The 14,742-nt window shown below is 50.1% G+C and carries 14 protein-coding genes; 6 read left to right on the top strand and 8 right to left on the bottom strand.

Going from position 1 to position 14,742, the window contains the following annotated elements; genetic code table 11:
- The first annotated feature begins 38 nt into the window (after positions 1-38).
- Together F3H97_RS09520 and F3H97_RS09515 are read left to right on the top strand one after the other, a co-directional pair.
- Positions 39-557 carry a dihydrofolate reductase family protein gene (locus F3H97_RS09520; protein ID WP_196431230.1) on the top strand — a complete coding sequence of 173 codons (519 nt, stop codon included), beginning with the start codon at positions 39-41 and terminating at the stop codon, positions 555-557.
- 156 nt (positions 558-713) lie between these two features.
- Positions 714-1,784, top strand: a complete 1,071-nt coding sequence (locus tag F3H97_RS09515; RefSeq protein ID WP_196431229.1) for a GGDEF domain-containing protein — start codon at positions 714-716, stop codon at positions 1,782-1,784.
- A 72-nt stretch (positions 1,785-1,856) separates the two neighbouring features.
- Here F3H97_RS09515 and F3H97_RS09510 read toward each other — a convergent pair whose 3' ends face one another.
- The 7 genes from F3H97_RS09510 to F3H97_RS09480 form a co-directional block, all read right to left on the bottom strand.
- Entirely contained in the window at positions 1,857-2,591 is a 735-nt protein-coding gene (locus tag F3H97_RS09510) for a polysaccharide deacetylase family protein (protein ID WP_196431228.1), read from the bottom strand.
- A 50-nt stretch (positions 2,592-2,641) separates the two neighbouring features.
- On the bottom strand, positions 2,642-3,115 hold the full coding sequence (locus F3H97_RS09505; RefSeq protein ID WP_230872841.1) for a GNAT family N-acetyltransferase: 474 nt from the start codon (positions 3,113-3,115) through the stop codon (positions 2,642-2,644).
- A gap of 14 nt (positions 3,116-3,129) precedes the next feature.
- Complete coding sequence (locus tag F3H97_RS09500; protein WP_196431226.1) at positions 3,130-3,411, bottom strand: hypothetical protein; 282 nt, start codon at positions 3,409-3,411, stop codon at positions 3,130-3,132.
- A gap of 119 nt (positions 3,412-3,530) precedes the next feature.
- On the bottom strand, positions 3,531-5,030 hold the full coding sequence (gene gntK / locus F3H97_RS09495) for a gluconokinase (protein WP_196431225.1): 1,500 nt from the start codon (positions 5,028-5,030) through the stop codon (positions 3,531-3,533).
- A gap of 16 nt (positions 5,031-5,046) precedes the next feature.
- Positions 5,047-6,390 (bottom strand): GntT/GntP/DsdX family permease, encoded by a 1,344-nt coding sequence (locus F3H97_RS09490; protein WP_012727268.1) that lies wholly within the window; start codon positions 6,388-6,390, stop codon positions 5,047-5,049.
- A gap of 89 nt (positions 6,391-6,479) precedes the next feature.
- Complete coding sequence (gene gnd / locus F3H97_RS09485; RefSeq protein ID WP_196431224.1) at positions 6,480-7,361, bottom strand: phosphogluconate dehydrogenase (NAD(+)-dependent, decarboxylating); 882 nt, start codon at positions 7,359-7,361, stop codon at positions 6,480-6,482.
- A 137-nt stretch (positions 7,362-7,498) separates the two neighbouring features.
- Positions 7,499-9,958: a bifunctional diguanylate cyclase/phosphodiesterase gene (locus F3H97_RS09480; RefSeq protein WP_196431223.1), complete on the bottom strand. Its 2,460-nt coding sequence runs from the start codon at positions 9,956-9,958 to the stop codon at positions 7,499-7,501.
- A 161-nt stretch (positions 9,959-10,119) separates the two neighbouring features.
- Between F3H97_RS09480 and F3H97_RS09475 the strand changes: the two genes are divergently transcribed.
- From F3H97_RS09475 to F3H97_RS09460, 4 genes are all read left to right on the top strand, one after another.
- Positions 10,120-10,968, top strand: coding sequence for a MurR/RpiR family transcriptional regulator (locus F3H97_RS09475; RefSeq protein ID WP_196431222.1), 849 nt, complete (start codon positions 10,120-10,122; stop codon positions 10,966-10,968).
- A gap of 83 nt (positions 10,969-11,051) precedes the next feature.
- Positions 11,052-11,438, top strand: coding sequence for a hypothetical protein (locus F3H97_RS09470; protein ID WP_159562915.1), 387 nt, complete (start codon positions 11,052-11,054; stop codon positions 11,436-11,438).
- A 78-nt stretch (positions 11,439-11,516) separates the two neighbouring features.
- Positions 11,517-13,073, top strand: a complete 1,557-nt coding sequence (locus F3H97_RS09465; RefSeq protein ID WP_196431865.1) for an FMN-binding glutamate synthase family protein — start codon at positions 11,517-11,519, stop codon at positions 13,071-13,073.
- An 88-nt stretch (positions 13,074-13,161) separates the two neighbouring features.
- The gene (locus F3H97_RS09460) at positions 13,162-13,776 is read left to right on the top strand and encodes a flavodoxin family protein (RefSeq protein ID WP_196431221.1); all 615 of its coding nucleotides are present in this window, start codon (positions 13,162-13,164) and stop codon (positions 13,774-13,776) included.
- Positions 13,777-13,813: 37 nt separating this feature from the next.
- On the opposite strand, the gene gnd (F3H97_RS09455) is transcribed toward F3H97_RS09460, so the two are convergent.
- Complete coding sequence (gene gnd, locus F3H97_RS09455) at positions 13,814-14,698, bottom strand: phosphogluconate dehydrogenase (NAD(+)-dependent, decarboxylating) (RefSeq protein ID WP_196431220.1); 885 nt, start codon at positions 14,696-14,698, stop codon at positions 13,814-13,816.
- Positions 14,699-14,742: the final 44 nt, after the last annotated feature.

Genomic DNA, 14,742 nt, shown 5'->3' with positions numbered 1-14,742 from the left:
TTAAACTGAATGTATCACGAATCAAGGAGGAAAACAGGATGCCGAATGTAGTGTTATATATTGCGATGAGTTTAGACGGAAAGATTGCTCGGTCAAACGACCAACTCGATTGGTTATTCGCTGTCGAGGGGGATGGGGACAACGGCTATGCTGAATTTTTCAAGACCGTTGGCGCTGTCATCATGGGACGGAAGACGTATGAGGAAGTGTTGAAGTTAGAAGAGGGAATGTATCCATACAAAGACATCCCAAACTACATTTTGACACGTCAGGCTGGCCGTGAGGCCGAGCATGTCACATTCACGGACGAAACAATCAAAGAACTCATCAATCGATTAAAGCAAGAAGTTGATCAAGATATTTGGCTCATCGGTGGTGGGGAAGTCATCAAAGCCGCGATGGAGCATGACTTGATTGATCGTTATGAGATTGCGATTGCGCCGGTCGTGTTAGGAGAGGGAATTCCTCTTTTCCCAGAAGGTACGAAAGAGACGAAACTTCGGCTGACGAGTCACCACGCCTCCGGTCAATTTGTGATGGTGACATATGAACGATAAGTGAGCATCGAGTCCACATAAGGGCTCGTTTTTTTCATAATAAGGAAAAATATTCATTATGTAGAAATTTTTACACCTTAGCATGTTAGTTGATGATGGAAATTGGATATATGTAGAGAGTGGAAGTGACATGACAAATGTGAAGGGGACCAACTAATGTTCATGAGTCTAATCGCCAATTCGTGTATTTCTTTTACTGGCATCTATTTCATCTCGAAGATCATGAACTATCATACGAGACATGTGCACATCCAAAAATTCATCATCGGTGTGCTCTCAGGATGTTTCGGGATTTTTCTAATCACGCAAAGTATTGAATTTGAGAATGCGGTAAAAATTGATTTTCGTTTTCTCGTCCTCCTTTTACTCGGGTTTTATCGTTTGGTCTCTCCGTTGTTTATCGCAGCTACAATCATGTCGATTCACCGATTCAGCTACGGTATCGACTTTTACTCGATTGTGGCATGTGTCGCTCTCTTTACGATGGTGATCGGGACAATCCTGACATATCGAATCGTCTGGCTACAGAAGCGGCTTTTCCAATTCGGTCTTACGTTGAACGTGTGGACATGTTTAGTTGCAGCAATGGGGATTCTTGTCGGAGGCGGATTTACGGAACGTGCTCTCGATGTCGCGTTGTTGGTTACAATGATCAGTTTCCCAATCGGATTGTTGATCACCATGCTGAATATTGATCTATATCTCATCCATCACCGTGTGAGAGAGTATAAAGTTTCAGCGGAAACCGACCATTTGACGGGTCTGGCAAACCGTCGAGCATGGGAGATGCAGATGAAAAAGTTCAAAGGACAATATACGACATGTAATGTATTGATTTTAGATATTGACCACTTCAAACAAATCAACGATCAATATGGTCATGCGAACGGCGACGAGGTATTGAAACAATTTGCAGAACTCTTGCACCGAGAAACAAGGAATCAAGACATTAAAGCACGGATCGGTGGAGAAGAATTTGGTATTTTGATTCCAATGCTTTCTCAGAGTGAGGTGGTCAACGTAGCGGAGCGGATTAGACATAGTATATCGAAACATGAGTTCAAGCTACTCGATCAACAAAAAATTCAGTTATCCGTTTCTATTGGGATTGCGAACGGAAAGAGCGAGAATCTACGGGAGATGATTCGTCTGGCAGATGATTGTTTATATCAGGCGAAAAATAGTGGTAGAAATCGTACACACGTGACGGAAACTATAGTTGGATAAACAAAGCGTGTCGGTCATCCCGATACGCTTTTGGATTGTATAAAAACTGCAGACCATTAAGATGATCTGCAGTCATGGGGTCGCTCGTTCGCTTAAATGCGGTTCCCACACATCGGAAAAGTTGTGAACCGGGTGGGCACCTTCTAAGGTCCGGAATTCATAATCCCGTTCTTTCGCATAGCGGATGATTGTATCAAGTGCTTTCGGTGTCATCGAGTGATCGTGCGCCAAAATGATGGAAGCAATATTCGCCGTACGATTCGCTTCGAGGAGGTCGAATACGCGTTGTTCGACGCGTGCATTGTCTTTCTTATACACATGGTCGAGACTGCTGACGTTCCAATCCCATATTTCAAAACCGGCATCGGTCATCGCCTGCCAGTGTGCGGATGTCATGCCGGCGTCGCTCCCGTAAATCGTCCGGGCCATGTTCGTATGAATGCCTGTCACTTCATAGATAAGTGCTTGTACTTCCTGCATCTGACGTACGGCCGTCAACGGTGTTTCATAAAATTCATCCCGCTCGTGCCGCATCCCGTGTAAGGCAATCAGGTGACCTTCCGCAATCATGCGATGAAGCACATGCTCATTTCCTTCGATGTTCTTCCCGAGGATGAAGAAGGTTGCCTTCACTTGATGTTTTTTCAAGACATCGAGTAGCTTTGCCGTTTTCCAGTTCGGTCCATCATCGAGCGTCAAATAGATAAGACTCGGGTCGTTATAGACCTTCGGATCCGGGATCGCAGCCTGAGACAAAGACCCAATCAATAGAAAAATCGACATGAGTAAAAGAACGCGTTTCATCATTCAATTCAAAACTCCCTCAAATCAAAACCAAGTGACATGTGATACATACTTTACCATATGTCCGAGACATCGAGACGATAAATTTGTTCGTCAAGTTCTGTCGCGAAAAAGGTGAATTTCAATTTCTTCAATAGCGCGATCGATGCCGTGTTCGTCCCATGCACACCTGCTTTGAACTCTTTCGCTCCTTGATCAGTCAAGTGACGAATCAATCCCGACATCACTTCAAATGCATAGCCTTGACGCGCTCGCGTGGGTACGATGGTGTAGCCAATCCAATAGGTCGTATCTTCTTGCTGAATATAGATATCACCAATCAATTCATCCGTCGCTTTGTCAATGATAGCGAGTTGCGTGCCTTGAAGAAACGATTGTTCACCGAGTAGGACGTTTTCATATTCCTCACGGGTGAGCCCTTTGAATGATTGATGTTTCATCCAGTCCAAGTCATTTCGATAGACCATAAACGATTCGATGTCTCTTGGTTCGAACGGTCGAATGAGGCAACGGGTTGTCGTAATCATGGTTGTCATACCATTCAAACCAACTTCTTTTCTTTTTTGAAAAGACCAATCAATAGTAACGCCAGACCACTCAAGAAAATGATAGGGAAAATAAACCACATGATCAATCCAGCCCATCCGTTCTGTACACTGATTGCGTACGAGAGTCCGATGGAAAACGCTAAGGCTGGTGATATAGGAATCATAAGAGCGATTCCCCATATTCTAAATTTTGTGTTTCGTGCTTCGCCTGTACTGAACCAATACGCCACGAATGCACCTAAACCTGCGATGAGATATCCGATTGCAATCGCCATTCCATCAATCCCTTCTTCGATACGATGATTGTTTGACCTCGTCCTTACTTTCCATGTATATCACGAAAAATCCTGTCATGAATCAAAAAGACCGAGCCCTTCAAGGACTCGGTTTGTCATTATACATGCTTCCGCTGAAACGCAGAAATCGCTTCATATTCCTCAGATAGGTGACGTGACAGGCGGATGTAGATCGGCAAAAGTTCGCGATACACATTCGTCGCTTCCATGTCCGGTGTATGCTCATGGGTCACTTGTGGTACCTCTTGGAACTCCTCGATGTCCCCGAAGGCGTACTCCCCGAGCATGACAGCCCCGAGACATGAACTCTCGTGACTCTCTGGCACGACGACCGGCGTATCGAAGATGTCTGCCATCATCTGACGCCACAAGCTCGATTGGGCAAAACCACCTGTCGCATGGATGCGGTTCGGGGCGCCCGTCAACTCATCGAGTGCGAGCATGACCGTATAGAGGTTAAAGATGACACCTTCCAACACAGCGCGGATGAAATGTTCGCGCTTATGGTGAATGCTGAGCCCGAAAAATGAACCGCGAGCGTTCGAATCCCAAAGTGGAGCCCGTTCACCCATCAAATACGGATGGAACAAGAGTCCGTCCGCACCTGGTTTGACCGTCTCGGCGATTCGCGTCAACACATCGTACGCGTCGATCCCGAGTCGTTTCGCCGTCTCGACCTCGCTTGCTGCGAACTCGTCACGGAGCCAGCGGAGAATGATGCCGCCGTTATTGACTGGTCCACCGATTACCCAATGCTTGTCCGTCAGCGCGTAACAAAAGATACGGCCTTTTGGATCTTCGACCGGTTCCGAGACGACTGTCCGGATGGCGCCGCTCGTCCCAATCGTCACGGCGACGACACCTTGTTCGAAAGCACCGACACCGAGATTTGAGAGCACGCCGTCGCTTGCCCCGATGACGAGTGGGAAGTCCCAGCCGAGCGTCTCGGTCACCTCAGGCGTCACCTGCAAGATTTCGGTTGTCGGGACGAGTTCAGACAAGCGATCTGAAGTCACACCAGCGACTTCAAGTGCTTCCGTGTCCCAATCTCGTTGTTTCAGATTGAACAGTCCTGTCGCTGAAGCGATGGAATGGTCGACGACGAAGCGTCCCGTCAACCGATAGAAGACATATTCTTTGATGGAGACGAACTTGTCCGTCTGGGTAAAGACGTCAGGGTGCTCCGCTTTCAACCAGCGCAATTTGGACAGCGGTGCCATCGGATGAACCGGGGTGCCGGTACGCATATGGAGGGCGCTCGCATCAAAGTTGCGTTTGATTTCTTGCGTATACGGATTCGCCCGACTGTCGGCCCACGTGATGCTGTTCGTGAGCGGACGTCCTGCTGCATCGAGCGCAATCAAACTGTGCATCGCCGAGCTGAACGATGCGAAGCGAATCGGACCGTCCGCTTTGGCACGGACCGCCGAGACGGCTTCAAGCACGGCCCCGTAGATGACGACCGGGTCTTGCTCGGCCGTCTCCGTATCGGGCGTGAGAAGCGGATACAACACGTTATGTACCGCCAGTTGTTGATGACCGTGGAACAGGACAGCTTTCGTACTCGTCGTCCCGATATCGACCCCAATCGTATACACACAATCACTTCCTAACTTAGATGATGAATAGGCTAATCAAGAACACAACGGCGAAGCCGGTGAGTCCGATAATTGTTTCCATAATCGTCCATGACTTGAGCGTGTCTTTCACATCGAGACCGAAGTAACGGTTGACGAGCCAGAAGCCTGAGTCGTTGACATGTGAGAGGACTGTCGCCCCTGAGGCGATGGCGATGACAATCAAACCGAGTGCCGCACCCGTAATGTTTTGAATTTCGAGTAGCGGTGTGATGAGTCCGGCTGCCGTGACCATCGACACCGTTGCCGATCCTTGTGCGACACGGACGACCGTTGCAATCAAGAAGGCGAGGACGATCGCCGGAAGTGGTGAACCGGCCATCATTTCACCGAGTACGTCACCGACACCTGAGTCGATGAGCACTTGTTTAAACACACCACCGGCCCCTGTGACGAGGATGATGATCCCGGCTGGCTCGAGTGCTTTCGTTGCGATCTCTTGTACCTCGTCACGTGAGTAGCCACGTCGTGTCCCGAGGAAGACGAATGTGAGGAGCGTCGCGATCGTCAAGGCGACGAACGGATGTCCGAGGAACGTCAAGAAGTCACGAATCGCGTTGCCTTCGTCTAGAAGAACCGCAGAGAGCGTGTTCGCTAAAATCAACACGAGCGGAATCAAGATGAGCGACAAGATCATTTTGAAGCTCGGCAGTTCTTTCGATGTGTCAATTTCTTTGAATTCCATGTAATCCGGAATCGTCACATGAATCTTCTTAGCAATATACTTCCCAAAAACAGGACCGGCTAAAATCATGGCTGGAATCCCGGCGATGACACCGAACAAGATGACCCAACCGAGGTCGGCACCGATCAAGTTCGCAACAGCGATTGGACCAGGTGTCGGTGGGATGAAGCTATGCGTGACCGCAAGACCCGCAAGGAGCGGAATCCCATAGTAAAGAAGCGAGCGTCCCGTCTTTTTGGCGAGACCGTATACGATTGGTACGAGAATGATAAAGCCGACATCAAAGAAGACCGGGACAGCGACGATGAACCCGGTAATTCCGAGTGCCCATTGCGCCTTGTCTTCACCGAACTTACTGACGAGTGTTTGGGCGAGGCGTTCTGCGCCACCAGAGACTTCGAGCATCTTCCCGAACATCGCGCCAAGACCGACGACGACGGCGACGAAGCCGAGCGTTCCGCCCATCCCGTTTTGGATGGAGGCAATGACATCCCCGAGTGGCATGCCAGCTGCGACCCCGACGATTAAACTGACAAGTAATAACGAAACAAATGCGTGAAGCTTTGTTCGAATGACTAAAAATAAGAGCAAGAAGATCCCGGCTAAGGCGATCAAAATAAGTGTTGAGCCAGACATTGAGTATTCCCCCTAAATTCCGAATATGTAAACGTTTACAGTTTTTTACAAAGGAAAAGGCCATATCCCCGTGACCTTTTCCACAGATGTTACTTCTTGACGACCGCGTGACCACCGAACTCGTTGCGGAGTGCAGCGACGACTTTACCTGAGAACGTATCGTCTTCGAGAGAGCGATAGCGCATCATGAGCGAAAGGGCGATGACCGGTGCCGCGGCTTGCAGGTCGAGCGCCGTTTCGATCGTCCATTTGCCTTCACCGGATGAATGCATGACCCCACGAATCTCATCGAGCTTCGCATCTTTCTTGAAGGCGTTCTCTGTGAGTTCCATGAGCCAAGAACGGACGACCGAGCCGTGGTTCCAGACGCGTGCGACTTGTTCGTAGTCGTAATCGAACGGGCTCTTCTCGAGAATATCGAATCCTTCCGCAATCGCCTGCATCATCCCGTACTCGATGCCGTTATGGATCATCTTCAAGAAGTGACCGCTTCCGGCAGGACCCGTGTACAAGTAGCCATTCTCGACAGACAGATCTTTGAAGATTGGTTCAATCGTTGGCCACGCCTCCGCGTCACCCCCGACCATCGTACAGGCACCATTTCGTGCCCCGTCCGTGCCTCCGCTCGTCCCGCAATCGAAGAATTTGATCTCTTTCTCGGCGAACTGTTCGGCGCGTGCGACCGAGAGTTTGTAGTTCGAGTTCCCGCCGTCGATGACGATGTCGCCTGGCTCGAGTCGCTCATACAATTCGGCGAGCACCGCTTCCGTGACATCTCCGGCCGGGACCATCGCCCAGATGATACGTGGTGTCGACAACTTGCTCACGACATCTTCGAGTGTCGGCACAATCGTAAAGGTGTCCGATGTGACGTCCCCGACGTCCGTCCCGATGACTGTGTGTCCGTGGTCGCTCAAGTTGAGTGCCAAGTTGTAACCCATTTTCCCTAAACCAATCAAACCAATTTCCATATTGTCACCCCTGAAAAAGAATTTTTTTCCGTCTCTGTATTCATCATATCAAAATAAATTCGATTTACAAGTAGGGTTACGGAATTTTTTTCTTTTCCGAATAAAAAATCGACCTCCACAACGGGAGGTCGAACGGATTAACTCGATGATGCTTTCTTATATTGTTGGAAGAAGACTTCGATCTCTTCGGCTGGCAAAGGACGATTGTAGAAATATCCTTGTGCCTGATTACATGATTCGGCTTTCAGGAAAGCGACTTGGTTCTCTGTTTCGACCCCTTCCGCGATGACGTTCAAATCGAGTTCGTGCGCCATCCGGATGATTGTTTTGACAAGAGCTGCATCTTTCTCGTCGCTCTCGATATTTTTCGTGAAGTGCTGGTCGATCTTGAGCGTATCGATTGGGAACAGCTTCAAATAACTGAGGGAGGAATACCCGGTTCCGAAATCGTCGATGGAAAGATGGACACCGAGGGCGACGAGTTCATGCATCGTTTCGATGGCGCGATCCGCACTTTGGATGACACTCTCGGTCAACTCGAGCTCTAAATGTTGTGCCGCAAGACCGGATGCGGTGAGTGCCCGACTGACGACCTCCGGTAAATCTTTTTGTGCAAACTGAACGGCCGAGATGTTGACGGCGACTCGGAACGGGGGAATCCCCGCATCTTGCCACGCCTTGTTTTGACGACACGCCTCATTTAAAACAAACTCCCCGAGACGATGGATACTCCCTGTTTCCTCAGCAATCGGAATAAACTCACCAGGTGAAATCATCCCGAGATCCGGGTGTTGCCAACGGACGAGCGCTTCCATACCGATGATGGTTTCCGTCTCCAACTGAATTTGCGGTTGATAATGTACAGAGAACTCGCCACGACCGATGCCTTTACGGAGCGCCATTGATAAGTTCGAGCGGCGGGACACTGATTCGTTCAGTTCGTTCGTGAAGAATTGATAGCCGTTTTTGCCGTCCGCCTTCGCCCGGTACATGGCGATATCGGCATTCTTAATCAATTCCTCGGCCGTATCGCCATCGGACGGATGGAGACTGATTCCAATCGAGGCACCCGTGAACACTTCTTCATTCTCGAGTTCAAACGGAGGATGGAGGACGTTGATGAGTTCCTGTGCGTGATGGGCTGCCAAGTTACTTTTCGTATCAGGCGATAAGATGATGAACTCATCCCCACCGAGTCGGGCGAGCGTGTCCGTCTTTTGAATGGTCGACTCGATCCGATTGGTTACTTGTTTCAAGAACTGGTCGCCAATCGAATGGCCGAAGCGGTCGTTGATGACTTTGAAATTGTCCAAGTCGATATAGTATAGCGCGAACGGCTCTTGCTGGGATTGACCGAGAAGAGCATCGAGTCGGTCACTGAACAGGCGGCGGTTCGGGAGTCCCGTGAGTGGATCCAAATACACGAGATCATTGATTTGCGCCTCAATCCGTTTCCGTTCGCTGATGTCACGGATGATACTACTGAAGAAGATTCCTTTCTCTGTCTTCCACGTGCCGAGAGACATTTCAATTGGTACTTCGACGCCGTCCTTTCTTACTCCGATGAGTTCCACCGTTTGACCGATGACGCGTTTTTCACCCGTTGCTTCGTAGCGACGCATTCCACGTTCATGCGCCTCGCGGAAACGTTCTGGAATAATGGCGACAATCGATTGTCCGACCATCTCGTCAGTCGTGTAACCGAACAAGTCGGTCGCTCCTTGGTTCCACTGTAGAATGACACGAGTGTGGTCAGCGACGATGATGGCATCCGAGGCGGATTCGATGATGGATTCGAATTTCAACTCGAGTTCTTCCGACTGTGCCTCCAGTTGCGAAGCCGTCCGGAGCGATATGTACATCAAAATGAAAAGTGTCATGACGCTCGCTGCGATGACGTAGGCGAGGAGCGTACTATCGACCGAGTATCCACTGACCGGTTGCGTTCCCTCGCTCATCTCTGTGAAACGAGCCGCGCCCATCCCGACGTAATGCATGCCGGAAACGGCGACCCCGATTAATACAGAACTGGCAAGGCGACGCCAATGGAATCGGGAGACGTTTGGGATATAGAAAAGGATATACAGGCCGACGAGCGATGCGACGAAGGCGACGATGGCAGAAGCGACCCACATGACCGGGTCATAGGTAAGAATCGCATTCATCTGCATCGCTTCCATCCCGATATAGTGCATCGAAACAACTCCGACACTAATCAAGAAGGCACCAAAGACGAGTTGAATTGGTCTTGTCTCAGGGTGACTGATGATCCAGAAAGCAAGTCCGGAAGCGACGACGGCCGGCACGATGGATAATAGTACGATGCCGAGATGGTACGTCACATCATCGTGCAAGTGAAACGCCAGCATGCCGATGAAGTGCATGGCCCAAATGCCGAGACCGAGGCTGAAGGCGCCAGCTACGACCCACCTGAGTCGCGAGGCGTGTTTCGCATATTTCAAACGACTGCTAATATCGATAGCGACACCGGCAGCGAAGATGGCGACAGCGATGGAAAGAATGACGAGTGGTAAGTTATATGAGCTACTCAGGTGATGTTCGATGAGAAACAGTCCTTTCGATTTCAAATGGTACAAAGAGTGAAGCAGTTAAAAAGTGCTTTATTAGAGTAGCACACTCGGGAATCACGCTTCTTGCCTACTTTTGTAAGGTGGGTCAATCATTTGCATGAATCACACATTGCGGAATTTTTTTCGAAACGGTATCGTTAGATGAAGAAGAGAAAGGGTGATTCTTGATGGAAACGATGAACGGGACGGCCCGCATCCGTGGTGCCTATTCGACACTGAGTAAAAAAGAACAACGCATTGCCGACTACATTTTAAAGCAGCCAGAACAAATCATTCATCATACCATCAATCAGGTGGCAGATGACCTCGATGTCGCGGAATCCACTGTATTCCGTTTTTGTCAGCGTGTCGGATTTAAAGGCTATCAGGCGTTAAAAATTGCACTCGCTTCAGATGTCGTCGCGCCGCTTCAAGATATTCATGAAGATATTACCGAGACGGATACGGCACTCGAAATCGCAGAGAAAATTTTTTCGACGAACGGGAAGACGATTGAATCGACCCGTCAGATTTTAGAGGGTGCCTCTCTTGAGAAAACGGTGGAGTTGTTTCTTGGGGCACGCCGTATCGAATTCTTCGGGAGCGGCGGATCGGCCGTCGTCGCACTCGATGCGTACCATAAGTTTGTGCGGAGTGGTCTTCAGGTGAGCGCGATGCTCGAGTCGCATATGCAGCTCATGTCAGCCTCACAGCTGACGGCAGAAGACGTCGCCGTTGTCATCTCGCATTCCGGTGCTTCGAAAGAGACGCTCGATATCGCGAAACTGTTAAAAGAGAAAGGTGTCCCGACGATTGCCATCACGAACTATGCGAAGTCACCACTCTCGAAGATTGTGGACGTGTCTCTGTTTACGGTGTCTCAAGAAACGGCATTTCGCTCAGAGGCACTCGCTTCCCGCATTGCGGAACTCAGTCTGATCGACGCCTTGTTTACAGCCGTCATGATTCGGCGAGGGGACGCGGCCCGGGCATCGCTTCAACAGATGCGCGAGGCGATTTCGATGCGTCGAATCTGAGCGAAATAGGGTTAGTTTCTACAAAAAGGTGGAAATTATAAACCCTGAGAGCAAAGCGAGGCTTAGAGAGAGAAGGTGGACCGATGAACCATATTGATTTTTTATCTTCCGACCACTACAACGAGTTCAAACGGTTGGCACAAAGGCTCACGGATCCGGGCAGTACCGGTCGAGAATATTTCGCCGCGCTGTATGTGATTGCGGGAAACACCCATGTTCGTGAACGGTTGCTTCCTTATATGGATTTAGAGGCAGGGAAGATCCGGACCTCGACTATCATCGATGACAATACGTTCGATAAACGAGAATTTGTGCTCGCCAAGCTCGTCATCCATCTGTATAACTCAAAAGAATGGGTTCTTCCGACCGAGTTGATTGCCTTGCCGGAAGAGGACTACAAGTTGGCGATGCAGGCAATCACGTTATGCCGTAATGAACAATTTGACGGGGTCACGATCCCGAGCGACTGATGACACCCTGTTTTGTTTTAAACGGGGTGTTTTTCGTCGAGCAATGGAGGAGGGAAACGCGTGTCACTCAATACGTCGATGTTGACCATCTTACTTGTCCTCTTACTCATGATCATAACGGCCCCGCCGCTCCTGATTGTGTATTTGTGGCGGCGTGACCGAAACCAGCGCGAACATTCCGTCCTTCGTAATTTCCCGATTCTCGGAAAGTTGCGTTATATATTTGAGAAAATGGGACCTGAACTTCGGCAATACTTGTTCTTGAACGATAATGAGGCGAAGCCGTTCTCACGGAATGAATACGAGTCGGCCGTCATCGCAGGAAAGTATAAGTCGCGCATCATCGGATTCGGGTCGGAACGAGACTTTGAGGCAGGCGGATTTTATCTTCAGAATGCCCTCTACCCGACGAACCGGAACGAGCTACGCGTCGACAATTCAACCAAGGTATCGACGTGGGTGTATGAACTCGATGAAGACAATCTGTTCACCCGAAAAGAGCATCTCGTCGAACGTGACATCTCGTCATACTTATTAACAGAAGAAGATATCATCATCATAGGCGAACGGACATGTCGGGAACCGTTCTACGTTCGAGGGCTTGTCGGTCAGTCGGCCATGAGTTTCGGATCGCTTGGAGACAGGGCCATCACAGCCCTCTCGATTGGGCTCGGTCGTGCTGGTGGTACGTGGATGAACACGGGGGAGGGTGGACTCTCCGACTATCATTTAAAAGGGAACGTCGATATCATCTGTCAGATTGGACCGGCGCTCTTCGGTGTAAGGGATGAAGACGGTAGGTTTTCAGTCGAGGCATTCAAACAAAAGAGTGATCTTCCGCAAGTGAAAGCGTTCGAACTGAAACTTGCCCAAGGCGCGAAGACACGTGGTGGACATATCGACGGATCGAAAGTGACCGAGGAGATTGCCCGAATCCGTCATGTACGAGTCGGGGAAACCATTGACAGCCCGAACCGCTTCTCTGAATTTCACACCCATGTTGAATTGTTGGCGTTTGTTGAGAGGTTACGTGAAATCGGTGGGAAGCCGGTCGGCATCAAACTTGTAGTCGGGAAGTTGCAAGACATCGACTCGCTCGTCCGAGAGATGGCGAGATCTCAAATTGTACCTGACTTCATCACCATCGACGGGAGTGAAGGGGGTACGGGTGCGACGTATCAAGAGCTTGCGGATACAGTCGGTTTACCGCTGAAGGCGGCGCTCCCTTACGTGCATCACCTTCTCATCGAGCACGGTTTGCGAGACCGAGTCAAACTGTTCGCGTCTGGGAAACTCATCACGGCGGATAAGATAGCCATCGCACTCGCGCTCGGCGCAGACCTCGTCAATATCGCTCGCGGACTTATGTTCAATGTCGGGTGCATCCAGGCACAGGTTTGCCATACGAATCGCTGTCCGGTCGGTGTCGCGACGACTGACCCGAGACTGCAGCGAGCCCTCGTTGTCGATGAGAAAAGCTTTCGGGTGACGAACTACATCATCTCGCTCCGGGAAGGACTGTACAATATGACGGCTGCGGCAGGCGTTCAATCGCCGACGGAACTGTCACTAGATCATGTGGTGTATCAAGAACCGGATGGCCAGATAAAATCGATTATAGACAGATATGATTAATACCATTTTATAGATTTTGTAATATAGATTTGAAACATTTAGCGAACGGGAACACCTAATGGAACGTCATTTACTTAGGAGGGATCGGATGAAAGCTTTGTTTTTGAACTGTACGCTAAAAGGTGGAGACACGACGTCCCATACGGAAGGATTGATTCGTGACATCATCCCACACTTCGAGGCGCTTGACGTCGAAACCGAGATTGTTCGGATTGTTGATTACAACGTCAAGTTCGGTGTGACGGAAGATGAAGGAGATGGGGACGAGTGGCCACAGATTTTTGAGAAAGTGAAGGCCGCGAATATTGTCGTGATTGGGACACCACTCTGGCTCGGGGAGAAGAGTAGCGTCGCCACCCAAGTGATTGAACGTCTATACGGTGGTAGCGGACTGACGAACGAATCAGGACAGGCGATTTACTACAACAAGGTCGGTGGAGTCGTCGTCACGGGGAATGAGGATGGGGCGAAACACGCATGTGCTTCGATTCTTTACGGATTGTCCCACATCGGTTTCACCGTGCCGCCGAATGTCGACACGTACTGGGTCGGAGAAGCGGGACCAGGTGATTCGTATCTTGATGCTGGACGAGAAAATGAATTCACGAAGTCTCACGGAAAGACGATGGCGTATAACCTCGTCCATTTTGCGAGAATGCTTAAAAGCCATCCGATTCCGGCAGAAGGGAATACGATGGAATGAATCAAGGTCTCGACCAATTGGTCGAGACCTTGATGATTTACTCTTTCTTCTCCACCGCATGCCCGCCGAACTCGTTCCGTAATGCCGCGACGACCTTGCCTGAGAACGTATCCTCTTGAAGTGAGCGTTGACGCATCATGAGGGAGAGTGCGATGACCGGTGTCGGGACGTCGTACTCGAGTGCCGTCTCGACCGTCCACTTGCCTTCACCGGATGCATGCATGACCCCTCGAATGTCGTCGAGCTTCGCATCTTTCGAGAAGGCACTCTCCGTCAGTTCCATGAGCCATGAGCGAATGACCGACCCGTGATTCCAAACGCGTGCGACATCTTCATATTCATAGTCGAACGGACTCTTCTCGAGCACTTCAAAGCCTTCGGCAATCGCCTGCATCATCCCATACTCAATCCCGTTATGCACCATCTTCAAAAAGTGACCACTTCCGCTCGGTCCTGCGTACAAATAGCCCTGGTCGGTCGAGACGTCTTGGAAAAGTTGCTCGATCTTTCCGAACGCCTCCAAATCGCCTCCGATCATCGTACACGCCCCGTGACGGGCACCTTCCATCCCACCACTCGTCCCGACGTCGAAGAAATAAATCAGTTTTTCTTTGAAATGGTCGGCACGCCGCATCGATTCCTTATAGTTCGAGTTCCCTCCGTCGATGACGATGTCGCCTGGCGAGAGAAGATTGTGCAAGTCGTTCAAGACGTGTTCGGTCACGTCACCCGCCGGCACCATCACCCAGACGACGCGAGGGACCTGAAGCGCGGAAACGACTTCCTGCAAAGAGGCTTTCGTCTCAAATTGACTCGTCGATACGTTTCCCGGGTCATACCCGACGACACGATGCCCATTGTCTGTCAAATTCAGAGCCAAATTGAGGCCCATTTTACCAAGTCCGATCATACCGATTTCCATTCGTTCCACCCCATTTGTAAGATTTAGTCCTGTATAGGGCATAC

Source organism: Exiguobacterium sp. SRB7LM (assembly GCF_015712685.1).
Taxonomy (GTDB): domain Bacteria; phylum Bacillota; class Bacilli; order Exiguobacteriales; family Exiguobacteriaceae; genus Exiguobacterium; species Exiguobacterium profundum.
This window is presented reverse-complemented; position numbering and strand designations above follow the sequence as displayed.